Genomic DNA, 12,971 nt, shown 5'->3' with positions numbered 1-12,971 from the left:
ACGGATCAGAACATCAGGTTGATCATCGCCACCACCACGAAGGTGTAGATCAGCGAGAGCGGTCCGCCGACCCGCCACAGTTCGCGCGGGGTGTAGTTGGCCGGTCCCATCACCATGGAAATCACCGGATTGGAGGCGGTCATCAGGTTGTTGGACGCCGACAGCGCGACGATCAGCGCGAACGCGGTGGGGTTGCCCCCGGCCGCCAGCGCGAGGTTGACCGCGATTGGCACCATCACGATCGTCGCGCCCACATGGCTGATCACCAGCGAGAACGCGGTCGTGAGCAGCGCCAGGGCCACCTCCAGCACCCACAGCGGAATGCCTTCGGGCAGCTTGTCGATGGTGTGGCCGGCCACCCACGCCGCTGCACCGCTGGAATCCATCGCCCACCCGAGCGGGATCAGGCCGGCCATCATGAAGACGGTCTTCCAGTTGATCGAGGCGTAGGCCTCGTCCATGCGCAGTACGCCGGTCAGCAGCATGCCGGCCACCCCGGTCATCAGGGTCAGCGCCACGGGCAGCTTGCTGGTCAGCGCGATGATGATGGTCAGCGCGAAGATCGCCATGGCCATCTTGAACTTGTGCGGCCGCTGTTCGCCCTTGGGGTAGTCGGTCACGATGACGAAATCGCGGCCCTTGGCGGCCTGCGCCAGGTCGCTCCAGATGCTGTGGAAGACCAGCATGTCGCCGGCGCGCAGCTCCACCTTGCGCACGTCCTCGCGGATCACCTGCTTGTCGCGGTTGATCGCCAGCAGGCTCAGGCCACGTTCCTTGCGCAGGCGCAGCTCGGCGGCACTCTTGCCGATCACGTTGGAGGTCGGCGGCACCACCGCCTCGGAGATGCCGGCGCGGCTCGGATTGAACAGGTCGCCCAGATGGCGAAGGCGTGAGGACATGCGCAGGAACTGGTTCTGGGCGAAGTCGTTCACCAGCCGGCGCGAGCCCATCACCCCCAGTACGCTGCCCACCCAGATGCGCATCTCCGCCGGCGGCGCCAGGCGGGTGTCGTTGCCGGTCTTCAGGGCGAGCAGCAGCGGTGCATCGTGCACCGTCTCCGCCTCGCCGAGGGTCATGCCCACCAGCGGACTCTCCGCGGTCACCACCAGTTCGAAGACATCGCCCTCGATACCGTAGGTCTTGGCGAAGTAGCTCTCGGTGCGTGCCGGGGTGACCCCTTCATTGGCCAGCGTTTCCTCTTCCACCAGCGTCTTGTTGCCGTGGAAGTGGAAGTACGCCAGCGAGGCCGCCAGCAGCGCCAGGCCGATCGGCAGCGGCGCGAACATGCGCAGCGGCTCGATGGTGGCCAGGCCGGAGGGCAGGTTGTTGTTGGCCGAGGCCAGCAGATCGTTGAGCAGGATCAGCGGCGAATTGCCGACCATCGTCAGTGCACCGCCCATCACGATCGCCGCGGCGACCGGCAGCAGCAGGCGCTGCAGGGTCAGCCCGGTGCGCGCCGCCAGCCGCGAAGCCACCGGCAGGTACAGCGCCATCACCGAGGGGTTCTGCATGAAGGACGAGTTCAACCCGGCAATCGCGGTGGTCATCAGCAGCAGCCGCTGCTCCACGCCATGGCCGCGCCGCAGCAGCCAGGCGGCCAGCCGGTTCAGCGCGCCGGTCCGGTCCAGCCCCGCGCCCAGGATGGTGGTGGCGATGATGCTCATCACCGCGTTGCCGGAGAAGCCGGCGAAGATCTCCTCCGGGGCGATCAGGCCGGTCACGCCCAGCACCACCAGCACCACCAGCGCCACCACATCGGCACGGATGCGGTCGAACAGGAACATCGCCATCGTGAAACCGACCAGCCCGAGGACGAGCTTCATGTCGGTTGTCAGCGTCAGCGCGGATTCCATGGGGGAGCGGTCCGTTCGTCGTCAGGTCAGGTGCGGTCGTACAGCAGGTCCCAGACACCGTGGCCCAGTTTCTGGCCGCGGGTCTCGAAGTGCGTCTGCGGTCGCCAGTCCGGGCGGGGGACCTGGCCACGCGGACCGGCCCGGTTGACCAGCCCCGGGGTGGCCTCGAGCACCTCCCACATCTGCTCGGCATAGTCTTCCCAGTCGGTCGCGCAGTGCAGGCGGCCACCGGGACGCAGCTTGCGCACCAGCAGCTCGGCGAACCCCGGCTGCACCAGGCGCCGCTTGTTGTGGCGCTTCTTGTGCCACGGGTCCGGGAAGTAGATGCGCACTTCATCGAGCGCGCCGTCGGCGATTTCCTTTTCGAGCACTTCCACCGCGTCATGGTGGTAGAGGCGCACGTTGTGCACGTCATCCTCGGCCAGCGCGTTGAGCAGGCGGCCGACGCCGGGCGCATGCACTTCAATGCCGATGTAGTCGCGGCTGGGATCCTGCTGCGCGGCAAAGCGCAGGGCGGTGCCGTTGCCGAAGCCGATTTCCAGCACCTTGCCCGCATCGCGCCCGAAGGTGGCGTCGAGGTCGCGCAGCGTGCCCTCGAAATCCAGCCCGAACCGCGGCCAGCGCTCATCGAAGGCGCGCTGCTGGGCCGGTGTGAAACGGCCCTGGCGCAGCACGAAACTGCGGATCTCGCGACGTCCCTCATGGACGGTGAAGGGCTTGGGCGGTGCCTTGGAACCGGTGCTGTCGAAGGGATTGGTCATCAGCCGATCAACCCATCAACAGGTGAAGACGCGCTGGCATAGCGCTTGCGCGGGATACGCCCGGCCAGGAAGGCTTCGCGGCCGGCTTCGACCGCCTTGCGCATCGCCCCGGCCATCAGCACCGGGTTGCGTGCGCCGGCGATGGCGGTGTTCATCAGCACGCCGTGGCAGCCGAGCTCCATCGCGATGGCGGCATCGGAGGCGGTGCCCACGCCGGCATCCACGATGATCGGCACCTTGGCGTCTTCGATGATCTGCAGCAGGTTGTACCTGTTCTGGATGCCCAGCCCGGAGCCGATCGGCGCGGCCAGCGGCATCACCGCAGCGCAGCCGATCTCTTCCAGGCGCTTGGCCAGGATCGGGTCGTCGGAGGTGTAGACCATCACCTCGAAGCCGTCCTTGACCAGCTGTTCGGCCGCCTTGAGGGTGGCCACCACGTCCGGGTAGAGCGTCTTCTGGTCGCCGAGCACTTCCAGCTTGGTCAGGGCGTGGCCGTCGAGCAGTTCGCGGGCCAGCCGGCAGGTGCGCACGGCATCCTCGGCGGTGTAGCAGCCGGCGGTATTGGGCAGGATCGTGAAGCGGTCCGGCGGCAGCACGTCGAGCAGGTTCGGCTCGCCCGGGGTCTGCCCGATGTTCGTGCGGCGGATGGCCACGGTGACGATCTGCGCGCCGGCGGCCTCGGTGGCCAGGCGGGTTTCGTGCAGGTCCTTGAACTTTCCGGTGCCGGTCAGCAGCCGCGAGTGGTACGTCTTGCCGGCGATGACCAGCGCGTCAGAGGGGTCAGGTGCATTCATCGCAGGATTATCGCCCACAACGCCCGGAGGCCGATAGCGCAGCACTCTGGCGGGCGCTGGCCACCGGCGGCCAGGTGCGGGGGCATCAGCCACCGCCCAGCGCGTGCACGATCTCCACCAGATCGCCCTCGGCCAGGCCATGGGTGGCGTGCAGGCTGCGGGTCACGATGTGGCCATTGACCTCCACGGCCACGCGCCGCTCCAGCAGGCCCTCGGTGCGCAGCAGGTCCAGGAGGGTGGCAGTGGCGGGCAGGGTGCGGGGTTCGCCGTTGAGCTGGATATCCATCCGCGGATTGTCGCCCAGGACGCGCACGGCGCCCAGCCTCGACGCGCCCCGGATCGTGCGGCATGCCGCAGCGCAGCGTGAGCGCCTGCGCCATGGATGAAACCATTGCACCGTGCGCCGGCGTATCCGCCGACGATCCACCTCTCCAGGAGCTTCACATGCTGTCCAGCAAACGCCCCGTCCGTACCTTGATCGCGGCGGCCGTCGCCCTTGCCGCACTGCCGGCGATGGCGGCCGAGCCTGCGTTCAACCGCACCGTTTTCTTCGGCGACAGCCTGACCGACAGCGGCTATTTCCGTCCGCTGCTGCCGCCGTCGGTACAGCCCGTCACCGGCAAGTTCACCACCAACCCGGCCTGGGTCTGGGCCGAGCATGTGGCCGATTACTACGGCACCAACGCCACCCCGAACGGCAACGGCCAGAGCGGTGACAACTACGCGGCCGGCGGTGCCACCGTGGCCACCGATATCGTCGGTCCGCTGGGCCCGTCGCCGTCGCTGCGCACGCAGGCCAGCCGCTATCTGGCGGCCAACGGCGGCGCCGCTGATCCCAACACCCTGTACACCGTGTGGGGCGGTGCCAACAACCTGCTCGGCATCACCTCCCCGGCGCAGGCGCCGGCGGTGATCGGTGCGGCCGTGGCCGGCGAAGTGGGCATCGTGTCCACCCTGCAGCAGGCCGGCGCCCAGTATGTCCTCGTGCCCAACCTGCCGGACGTGGGCCTGACCCCGATGGCGCGCACCGGCGGCCAAGCCATGATGGCCCAGTTCACCGGCATCTCTTCGGCCTACAACACCGCGCTCTACAATGGCCTGGCGCAGGCCGGCGTCAACTTCATCCCGCTCGATACCTTCAGCATCCTGCGTGAGATCGTTGCATCGCCGGGCGCTTACGGCTTCCGCAACGTCACCAGCCCGGCCTGCACCGTGGCCTCCTCGGTGGCCTGCAATCCGACCAGCCTGGTGGCGCCCGATGCCGCCACCGCGTACCTGTTCGCCGACGGCATCCATCCGTCCGCGGCGACGCATGAGATTCTCGGCCAGTACGCCGTTTCGGTGCTGGAGGCCCCGCGCCTGCAGCAGGTGCTGACCCGATCGGCGCAGTCCGTCGGCCGCGCCCGTGCCGACCAGGTGAGCCTGCACCTGGGTGGCGCGCCGGCCGATGGCCTTTCGTGGTGGGGAGGGCTGCGTGGCGACATGCAGCGTTACGACCACGCCGATCTGTACGACGGCCTGGCCCCGGCAGGTCTGTTCGGCGTGGATTGGACACGCGATGGCATGGTGTTCGGTGGCTTCGCCGGTTACGGCCGCATGGACGCCGATTTCGGCAACAGCATGGGCGATTTCACCCAGTCCGACACCACCGCCGGCCTGTTCGCGGGCTGGTACGGCGAGAACGTGTGGGTCAACGGCCAGGTCAGCTACAGCTGGCTGGATTACGACGTGACCCGCAAGGTGAACCTCGGCCCGGCCACGCGGGAGCACAAGGGCTCGCCGGAAGGCAGCAATCTGACCGCTGCGCTGAACGCCGGGTACGAGTTCGGCCAGGAGGGCGGCTTCCGTCACGGTCCGATCGCTGCGGTGACGTGGCAGAAGGTCAAGCTGGACGGTTACCTGGAAAGCAATCCGAGCGCCACCGCGCTGGGGTACAACGACCAGGACCTGGACTCCACCGTGGGCCGGATCGGCTGGCAGGCCCGCCTGGACGGCGGCACCCTGAAGCCGTACGTGCAGGTGACCTACGACCATGAGTTCGAAGACCGCCAGCAGGGCAGCGCGTTCCTGCAGACCGTGCCGGGCGTGGGCAGCTACCGGGTGCCGGGCATCCGCTTCGACAAGGACTACGCCACGGCCATCGTGGGTGCGCGCATGGCGCTGTTCGGCCTGCAGAGCAACGTCGGCCTGAGCGCCTCCACGCTGCAGAAGGACGCGCAGGACCTGACCGTGTTCGCCAGCTTCAGCGGCAGCTTCTGAGCCGCACCGGGCACTGGCCCGGGATGTGCGCGGTGGGTGACGGAAGATCGTCGCCCACCGCATTGCACTTCAGGGTGCGAGCCGAATAGACTGTGCACTCGCGCTGCGGGTGTAGCTCAATGGTAGAGCTGTAGCTTCCCAAGCTACTGACGAGGGTTCGATTCCCTTCACCCGCTCCATGTGTAGCAAGGTTTTGCGCCACATCCAGGCGCTCCGCAATCTGCGGTCATTCTGGGCCCAACGCGGTGCGGATAGCGGTGCATCCTCCGAATGTCCGATCATCTCATGCAGCTGCGCATTGCTAAACTGAACGGTCCATCTGGCCGCGTGCCTGTTCTGCACTGTTGAGCTGCGCGGTATGTTCAGCAGCCCTGTCGGCAAAAGCTTGACCTCGCGCGGATTCCTGCAGGCGCTCCAGGGCCTGTTGCAGGCGCTCGGGGTCTCCGGCGTTGGCCAGCAATGCATTGACCTGCGGATCGCGTCCTTCTTCCATGGAAAGTGAGCTGGATGACGAACCCCGGTCCTTCGGCACATCTACAGGTTCACGGGGTGCCTCACGGGACGTGCTCTGCTGGCGCTCCAGTTTGTCGATGCTTTCGCGGATTTCCCGTGGCGTGTCGGTCAGTCCACCAAGCTCGGACGCGTTCACGCGCTCGCCGGTGACGCGATACGCCGTATCGCTGGCCCACGATGCACAGGTATTCGTATAACCCCAGGTGACCTTTTCACGCGATGCTGCCTCGAACTCGCGCAGCTGTTCGGGGGACAAGGAGTAATAGCGGCTTGCTGTTGCGTCGAAACTGTTCTCGATGCCGCGACGGATGTCGGTGGCGGGCGGCGCGGTCTCCTTGCTGAAGCGCGGATGCTCTGCGGGCCACAGCCCGTAGGCCTCGGTCTTGCCGTCACGGGTGATGGTGAGCCAGGAGTGCCCATCAATCAGGGGGGCACCGGGCTCCGTGTTCGTATGAATGCCCAGCACCGCGCGTGCTTCGGGTGGCTTCTTGTGATCGGACATCCATATCCTCCTGCGTGTGCGCGGTGATCAGGGATAGACCTGGTTCTCGCCGTCGGAATGGACAACGACCACACGTGAACCGTCGTAAGGCAGGTGCACTTCCGCCTGCCACGTGTCATCCAGCGGGATCACCGATTTGGCCATGGGTTCGCAGGGAGCACCCACGGCGCAGCGTCCGATGACCACGCGCAACGTGTCGCCGACACGCTCATAATCCACGCCGCCGGAGTAGTAGCTGCTTTCGGGCCGGACCTTGTAACGCAGCACGAGCTCGGTCGCTGATTTTTCTTGAACGCTGATGGGCTCAACCATCGATCGGGAATAAACCGGATTCATCCTTGCTCCTGAGCATGCGGGAAGAGCGATGACCAAAAGCACCACCAGTGCCATGGCCTTGAATGCAGGTTGGCGTGGCGTCTTGAGTGACATGTCCACAACGGGCCTCTTGTGTCCATCCATGAGCCGCGATCTAACCATGTTGCCCATTCGGTGCGCAAGCGCAGGCGAAACTCATCAAGTCAATATGATCATATCCGAGGCAGGAATGTGCGGACCGAGCGGCATGTATCGCATCATCGAGGATGCCCTCACCAGAATCCCAGCAGCTTCCACCACGCGCCGCCCACCAGCGCGAACGTCACCAGTTCCAGCAGGCACATGATCAGCCCCACGCGCCACCACAGGCCGAGCGTCACGTAGCCGCTGCCGAAAATGATCGGAGACGTGCCCGTGGCGTAGTGGGTGAGCGTCATCATGATCGCCGAGGCTGCCGTCATCATCAGCATGAAAGGAACCACGTACTCCGGCGGAATGAGCAGGGCGCCCACGCCGAGAAAGGCCAGCAGCATCGCGCTGATGTGGGCCGTGGTACTGGCGAACAGGTAATGTGAAAACACGAACGCCAGCACCAGCACCGCGGCGATGAGCTGCCAGCTCATGCCGCTGGCGATGATGCCGCTCTTCATGGCCTCGGTGAACCAGGCCACCACGCCGAGCTTGTTGAGCTGTTCGGCCAGCATGACCAGTGCACCGAACCAGACCAGCGTGTCCCAGGCGCTTTTCTCGGAGAGTACGTCGTCCCAGTCCAGCGTCCCGGTGACGATCAGCACGAACAACCCCAGGAACGCGACCACCGTGGGATCGAGCGTGTAGGCCGGGCCGAAGATCAGCGCCGGCAGGTTGGCCCACAGCACCAGCAGCAGGCCGAAGGTTGCGATCATCACCTTTTCCTTCGGCGCCAGCGGGCCCATCCGTTTCAGCTCACCCTTGGCGAAGTGCACCGCATCCGGCGTCACCTTGAGCTGCGGCGGCGAGAGCAGGTAGATGATCAGCGGCATGGCCAGCAGACAGACCAGGCCGGGCAGAAGCATGCACAGCGCCCACGTGGTCCAGGACAGGTGCAACTGCTGGTTGGTGGCCTTGGCCACATAATCCACGACCAGCGGGTTTGGCGCCGTGGCGGTGAGGAACATCGCCGAGGTGATGGGATTGGCGTGGTAATTGACCAGCGCCAGATACGTGCCGACCTTGCCCTGCGTGCCGGTTGCCGGGTCCGAATCGAACGCGTTGGCGATGGACCTCATGATCGGGTGGACAATGCCGCCACCGCGCGCGGTATTGCTGGGAGTGAACGGTGCGAGGACCAGCTCGCAGATGGTCAGGCCATACCCGATGCCAAGCGTGCGCTTGCCCAGCAGGGCGATGAACACCATGCCGATCCGGCTGCCCAGTCCGGTCTTCTTCAGCCCGCGCGAGATCAGGATCGCCACGACGATCAACCAGATCAGCGGACTGGAGAAACTCGACAGCGCATCGGCCATCGCACCCTTGGAACTGGTGGAGGTCACCTGCGAGAGTGAGACGATGACGATGGCCATCATCGCCATGACGCCGATGGGCATCACTTTGAGAATGATCGCCACGATCGTGGTCAGGAAGATGGCCACCAGCCCCCACGCCTTGGGCGTCAGGCCCTCGGGACAGGGAATCAGCAGCAGGGCGATCAGCACCCCGGTCGTGATCAATGCCTGCGGCAGTTTGAAGGGAACCGCTTTACTGAAGTATTCGAATGCCGACCGGATGAGATTGAACATGGCAGTCCTTAGGGTGTGCGGCGTGGCAGGGCAACAGCGCTGCGATGGCGGGGCGGGCAGGGCACGGAGGGCCGACGCACTGCCCGCAACGCAATGATCAGCTGCGGAAAGCGCGCAGATTCGCGCCGAAATGATGCATCAGCTCGTTGTGCATTTTCGCGTAGCCTTCGTCGATGAACGAGGCGGCCATGGGCGAGGCGGCGGCGGCGCGTGCGGCTTCGGCCCGGGCCTTGTCCTGGTCATCGCTGCGCAGCGCCAGGTCGGCCATCACGGTCACCCGTTCGGGCTGGACTTCGGCAAAGCCACCGGACAGATAGAGCTGGACCGGCGTCTGGCTGGATGCCGGATAGATGAGCATCAGCCCTTCGCGCAGGGTGCTCAGCATCGGGGTATGACCTGCCATGACGCCAAAACGTCCCAGTTGGCCCGGGACGCTCAACTCGCGCACATCGCCCTCCCACTGACTGCCGGTCAGACTGACGATCGCCAGAGAGAAGGTTCGCGGGGCTTTGAGGATGAAGTCGGGTGCGGTGAGCGGTTTCATGCAGGCACATTCCAGGTTTCCATGTCCGGATCCTTCATCGGGTAACGCCCAGGGGCGCTGCGCTCGGTGATGCATGCTGCGGTGCATTATGGGACGCGTCGTTGATCTGGATCAACGTCCGTGGCCGCACGATACCCTATTCGAGATGCCGGGACTCGACGTCCAGGCGGACCATCCGTCCATTCTTCCCGGGACCAACGTGCACCGGTTCCGCCGTGCGGGACAGTCTCAACGACGTTTCGGCCCCCAAGCGCCAGCTTGTCGAGGGTGAGCGGTAGCAGGTTTCGCTGGCTGCTCAGCGGGAGCGGCCAGGCAACCCGTCAGGACCGATGGGAGGATGGGGATCCTCCTGCAGAAGGTAGCCGGAGGCTTTGCCTCCCCTGGCAGCGGTATGTACATCAGCGCCGCCTGCTTTCGCGCAAGCGTGTCCACCCGTTTGAAAACCGCCGGACTTCTGGCGAAAGACCGGCGCCCTTCATCCGGTCAACGCAGCACGCTGTGGTTGCCCTGGTCCTGACTGAACGTGGTCTATCGAAGCCGGAGGCAAACACAGCGCGAAGTGGGGTCGCCGTCAGGCGCCAGGCAGCGGCCGGTCGCTACGCTGTTGAAAGAGTCGACAGCCGCGCCTTTACCCGCGGCGGCACCAAGCACCGCACCCAGCCCGACGGCCAGCAGGTGCATTTTCATGCGGGCCTTTGACGGGCTTCATGCCTCACTGCGCAACCGGAGCAAATGCTCGCGGCGCAACCCTTCCATGGGGCCACCGGGCATGGGGTGCGCAATCAAGCACGCGGCGGGCCCGCTCCATGAGCCCGCCCTGGAATCCGTTACCTGGCGGCGGCCGCTTTCTCATTGCCGCCACCCTGCAGGGCCAGCAGGGTCAGTTTCTCGTCCGTCGCCTTTTCTTCCTCCAGCGTCTCCAGCAGGAGGGGCACGGCCTCCTTGTAGCCCAGCTGCCTGGCCATGGCGGCGATGGTGCCGTACGAGGCGATCTCGTAATGCTCGACCTTCTGTGCGCCACCGATCAGCGCGGCATCGCGGACCGGTCCCTTCTCGATGGACTCGATGACTTCCTTGCTCTCTTCGACCAGGCCTTCCATCGCGGCGCACTTGATCCGCTTCAGCTTGATGCCCAGCGTTTCCACCACCTGGTCGATGCGCTCGATCTGGCCCTGGGTTTCTTCCAGATGCGTTTCGAAGGCCGCGGCGAGGTCGGGATTCTCAGCCGCACGCACCAGGCGCGGCAGGGCCTTGGTCAGCTGCTTTTCGGCGCTGTAGATGTCAGAGAGCTCGTGGATGAAGAGATCTTCGGCGGTCTTGATGGCCATGGGGTCGTCCTGGTTGAAAGGAGCCTCAACCATGCGTCCCCGTCCACCATGGCCCCGTGAACGCGCGGGCCGACCGGCTTCACATCGGCGTGGCATGCGCTCACGGGTCATCCACGGTGGCGGTCAGGCCGCGTCCTGCAGCCGCCGCTGCCGCAATCCGGCGTCCTGCGGGCTCGCCTCCGGCCCGATCTTGAACGCGGCCACCGCCTGGCGCAGCCCGGAGGCCTGTACCTGCAGCTCGGCCGCCGCTGCGGCCGCTTCTTCCACCAGCGCGGCGTTCTGCTGCGTGGTCTCATCCATGCGGCCGATCACCGTGTTCACCTGCTCGATGCTGGCAGACTGCTCGCGCGAAGCGGCCGAGATCTCCTGCATGATGTCGGTAACCCGCTGCACGCTGGACACCACGTCCTTCATGGTGCTGCCCGCCGTGCGCACCAGGCCGGAGCCTTCGGTGATCCGCGCGGCCGAGTCCTCGATCAGCTCCTTGATTTCCTTGGCCGAGCTCGCCGCGCGCTGTGCCAGGCTGCGTACTTCGGAGGCCACCACCGAGAACCCCCGGCCCTGTTCACCGGCACGGGCGGCTTCAACGGCGGCATTGAGCGCCAGGATGTTAGTCTGGAACGCGATGCTGTCGATCACCGTGGTGATGTCAGCGATCCGGCGCGAGGCGGCCTCGATGCCAACCATGGTGGTCACCACCTCCTCTACGATCTGCCCGCCGCGGTCTGCCGTGGCCGCCGCGTCGATGGCCAGGCGGTTGGCCTGATCGGCTGAAGATGCGTTCTGCTTCACCGTCGAGGTGAGCTCTTCCATGGATGCGGCGGTCTCTTCCAGGCTGGCGGCCTGCTGCTCGGTGCGCCGGGACAGATCCTGGTTGCCGTTGGACAGCTCGGTGGCCGCGCCGGTGATGGATTCGGCCGAGGTGGAGATGCGGCGGACGATGTCGGCGAGGTTGGTGGCGGTCTGGTTGGCATCGGCCCCCATGGTGGCGAACACGCCCCTGAAATCACCACGCATGCGCGCGTCCAGGTCGCCGGAAGCGATGGTGTTGAGGAAGGCGGACAACCCGGTCAGGTTCTGCTCGGCCGTGCTCATCAGGGTGTTGAGATTTTCAATCATGATGCGGAAGTCGAACTGATGCGCGGCCGGGTTGCCGCGCGCGGCGAAGTTGCCCTCCGCCGCGGCCTGGGTCAGCTCGCGGATTTCCCGGCTGATCGTGCCCAGATTGGCTTTCACCTGGTCCATCGTGTCGGTGATGACCGCCTTCTCGCCCGGCAGCCGCTCCATGTCGCTGGAGAAATCACCCACGGCATAGCGCCCGACCAGCCGCACCGCCTGCATCTTGACGGCGATGTGCGCGGCCACGAGGGCGTTGGTGTCGCTCACCATGGCGCGGAATTCGCCCGGATAGGCGTCGGCGTCCATCCGGTAGCTGATGGTGCCGCGCTCGTGTTGCGCGGTCATCTCGCCCAGCTCGGCGATCACGCTGCGGATACGCACCCGCATCTGCTCCATTGCCTCCAGCAACTGGCCGGCCTCGTCGCTGCGCCGTGACACTACCGGATGATCCAGCTTGCCCTGGCTGACATCGCGGGCGGTCTGCAGGGCGTGGCGCATGGGTCCCACCACGCTGCGGGTCAGGGCGACCGCGATGGCGGCACCCAGTGCCAGCGCCAGGAGCGTCGCGCCGATCATCAACAGCGCGAAACCGTGCGCGGTGGCGGTGAGCTGCTTGCCCGTCGTCGTGTTCTTGGCCTCCTGCAGATCGATGAACGCATTGATGGAGGCCAGCCAATCCACGAACGCCGGCTTGGCCTGCGACAGCATCAGCGCCTTGGCGGCGTCGACGTCGCCGGCTTCCCGCAACTGGCTGACCTGGGCCAGCAGGGGCAGGGTGCGGCCCTCGTTCGCGCGGATCGCTGCGAGCATGCCGACTTCCTCCGCATCGTCGCTGGCGGCAAGCATCTCGTCCATCGGCCGGGCCGATGCGGCGTAATCGCCGGCCAGTTTTTCGATCAGTCGCGAGGCCTCGCCACGTGCCTGGGGATCATCGCTCAGCACCACGTCGCGCAGGGCAATGGCGCGGTCGTGCACGCTGCCTCTGAAGTTGATTGCCAGCCGCTGCTTGGCGCTGTTGACCTCATTGATGGTGATGAGATCCTTTTCTATAAGGTTTACCCGATGGATGCCGATAAGAGTGATAAGCACCATCAATGCAATGACGGCAGAGAAGCCCAAGGCCATGCGCTGGCCAATGCGTAGGTTGCGGAAAAAGACCATGAAGTTCTTGCCTGGATAAGGATGGAAGGGGCTTGATCGGGTAG

General features: G+C 65.8%; 11 protein-coding genes and 1 tRNA gene. 2 read left to right on the top strand and 10 right to left on the bottom strand.

Going from position 1 to position 12,971, the window contains the following annotated elements; genetic code table 11:
* Window positions 1-5: 5 nt before the first annotated feature.
* From FHY09_RS06270 to thiS, 4 genes are all read right to left on the bottom strand, one after another.
* Window positions 6-1,853 (bottom strand): SLC13 family permease, encoded by a 1,848-nt coding sequence (locus tag FHY09_RS06270; RefSeq protein ID WP_166925237.1) that lies wholly within the window; start codon window positions 1,851-1,853, stop codon window positions 6-8.
* A 26-nt stretch (window positions 1,854-1,879) separates the two neighbouring features.
* On the bottom strand, window positions 1,880-2,614 hold the full coding sequence (trmB, locus tag FHY09_RS06265) for a tRNA (guanosine(46)-N7)-methyltransferase TrmB (protein WP_166925235.1): 735 nt from the start codon (window positions 2,612-2,614) through the stop codon (window positions 1,880-1,882).
* On the bottom strand, window positions 2,614-3,408 hold the full coding sequence (locus tag FHY09_RS06260; RefSeq protein ID WP_166925234.1) for a thiazole synthase: 795 nt from the start codon (window positions 3,406-3,408) through the stop codon (window positions 2,614-2,616). The genes trmB and FHY09_RS06260 overlap by 1 nt, the downstream gene beginning before the upstream one ends.
* Before the next feature lie 85 nt (window positions 3,409-3,493).
* On the bottom strand, window positions 3,494-3,694 hold the full coding sequence (thiS, locus tag FHY09_RS06255; RefSeq protein WP_166925537.1) for a sulfur carrier protein ThiS: 201 nt from the start codon (window positions 3,692-3,694) through the stop codon (window positions 3,494-3,496).
* Window positions 3,695-3,852: 158 nt separating this feature from the next.
* On the opposite strand from thiS, the gene FHY09_RS06250 reads away from it, so the two are divergent.
* Both FHY09_RS06250 and FHY09_RS06245 read left to right on the top strand, forming a co-directional pair.
* On the top strand, window positions 3,853-5,667 hold the full coding sequence (locus FHY09_RS06250; RefSeq protein ID WP_166925233.1) for an autotransporter domain-containing protein: 1,815 nt from the start codon (window positions 3,853-3,855) through the stop codon (window positions 5,665-5,667).
* 105 nt (window positions 5,668-5,772) lie between these two features.
* Window positions 5,773-5,846, top strand: a tRNA-Gly gene (locus tag FHY09_RS06245).
* Between the two features lie 122 nt (window positions 5,847-5,968).
* On the opposite strand, the gene FHY09_RS06240 is transcribed toward FHY09_RS06245, so the two are convergent.
* From FHY09_RS06240 to FHY09_RS06215, 6 genes are all read right to left on the bottom strand, one after another.
* On the bottom strand, window positions 5,969-6,682 hold the full coding sequence (locus tag FHY09_RS06240) for a hypothetical protein (protein ID WP_166925232.1): 714 nt from the start codon (window positions 6,680-6,682) through the stop codon (window positions 5,969-5,971).
* A gap of 27 nt (window positions 6,683-6,709) precedes the next feature.
* Complete coding sequence (locus tag FHY09_RS06235; protein WP_166925231.1) at window positions 6,710-7,111, bottom strand: hypothetical protein; 402 nt, start codon at window positions 7,109-7,111, stop codon at window positions 6,710-6,712.
* Window positions 7,112-7,269: 158 nt separating this feature from the next.
* Window positions 7,270-8,775, bottom strand: a complete 1,506-nt coding sequence (locus FHY09_RS06230) for a DASS family sodium-coupled anion symporter (protein ID WP_166925230.1) — start codon at window positions 8,773-8,775, stop codon at window positions 7,270-7,272.
* 97 nt (window positions 8,776-8,872) lie between these two features.
* Window positions 8,873-9,319, bottom strand: coding sequence for an ATP synthase F1 subunit epsilon (gene atpC, locus FHY09_RS06225; RefSeq protein ID WP_166925229.1), 447 nt, complete (start codon window positions 9,317-9,319; stop codon window positions 8,873-8,875).
* Between the two features lie 827 nt (window positions 9,320-10,146).
* A complete protein-coding gene (locus tag FHY09_RS06220; RefSeq protein WP_166925535.1) occupies window positions 10,147-10,647 on the bottom strand; it encodes a DUF892 family protein in 501 nt (166 codons plus the stop codon).
* Between the two features lie 123 nt (window positions 10,648-10,770).
* Window positions 10,771-12,927: a methyl-accepting chemotaxis protein gene (locus tag FHY09_RS06215; RefSeq protein WP_166925228.1), complete on the bottom strand. Its 2,157-nt coding sequence runs from the start codon at window positions 12,925-12,927 to the stop codon at window positions 10,771-10,773.
* Between the last annotated feature and the right edge of the window lie 44 nt (window positions 12,928-12,971).

Source organism: Xanthomonas sp. 60 (assembly GCF_011761925.1).
This window is presented reverse-complemented; position numbering and strand designations above follow the sequence as displayed.

Coding starts and splice junctions, on each gene's coding strand:
- FHY09_RS06250 (WP_166925233.1), top strand. CDS start 3,853: ATGCTGTCCAGCAAACGCCCCGTCCGTACCTTGATCGCGGCGGCCGTC.
- FHY09_RS06270 (WP_166925237.1), bottom strand. CDS start 1,853: ATGGAATCCGCGCTGACGCTGACAACCGACATGAAGCTCGTCCTCGGG.
- FHY09_RS06260 (WP_166925234.1), bottom strand. CDS start 3,408: ATGAATGCACCTGACCCCTCTGACGCGCTGGTCATCGCCGGCAAGACG.
- FHY09_RS06240 (WP_166925232.1), bottom strand. CDS start 6,682: ATGTCCGATCACAAGAAGCCACCCGAAGCACGCGCGGTGCTGGGCATT.
- FHY09_RS06220 (WP_166925535.1), bottom strand. CDS start 10,647: ATGGCCATCAAGACCGCCGAAGATCTCTTCATCCACGAGCTCTCTGAC.
- FHY09_RS06230 (WP_166925230.1), bottom strand. CDS start 8,775: ATGTTCAATCTCATCCGGTCGGCATTCGAATACTTCAGTAAAGCGGTT.
- FHY09_RS06215 (WP_166925228.1), bottom strand. CDS start 12,927: ATGGTCTTTTTCCGCAACCTACGCATTGGCCAGCGCATGGCCTTGGGC.
- FHY09_RS06235 (WP_166925231.1), bottom strand. CDS start 7,111: ATGTCACTCAAGACGCCACGCCAACCTGCATTCAAGGCCATGGCACTG.
- trmB (WP_166925235.1), bottom strand. CDS start 2,614: ATGACCAATCCCTTCGACAGCACCGGTTCCAAGGCACCGCCCAAGCCC.
- atpC (WP_166925229.1), bottom strand. CDS start 9,319: ATGAAACCGCTCACCGCACCCGACTTCATCCTCAAAGCCCCGCGAACC.
- thiS (WP_166925537.1), bottom strand. CDS start 3,694: ATGGATATCCAGCTCAACGGCGAACCCCGCACCCTGCCCGCCACTGCC.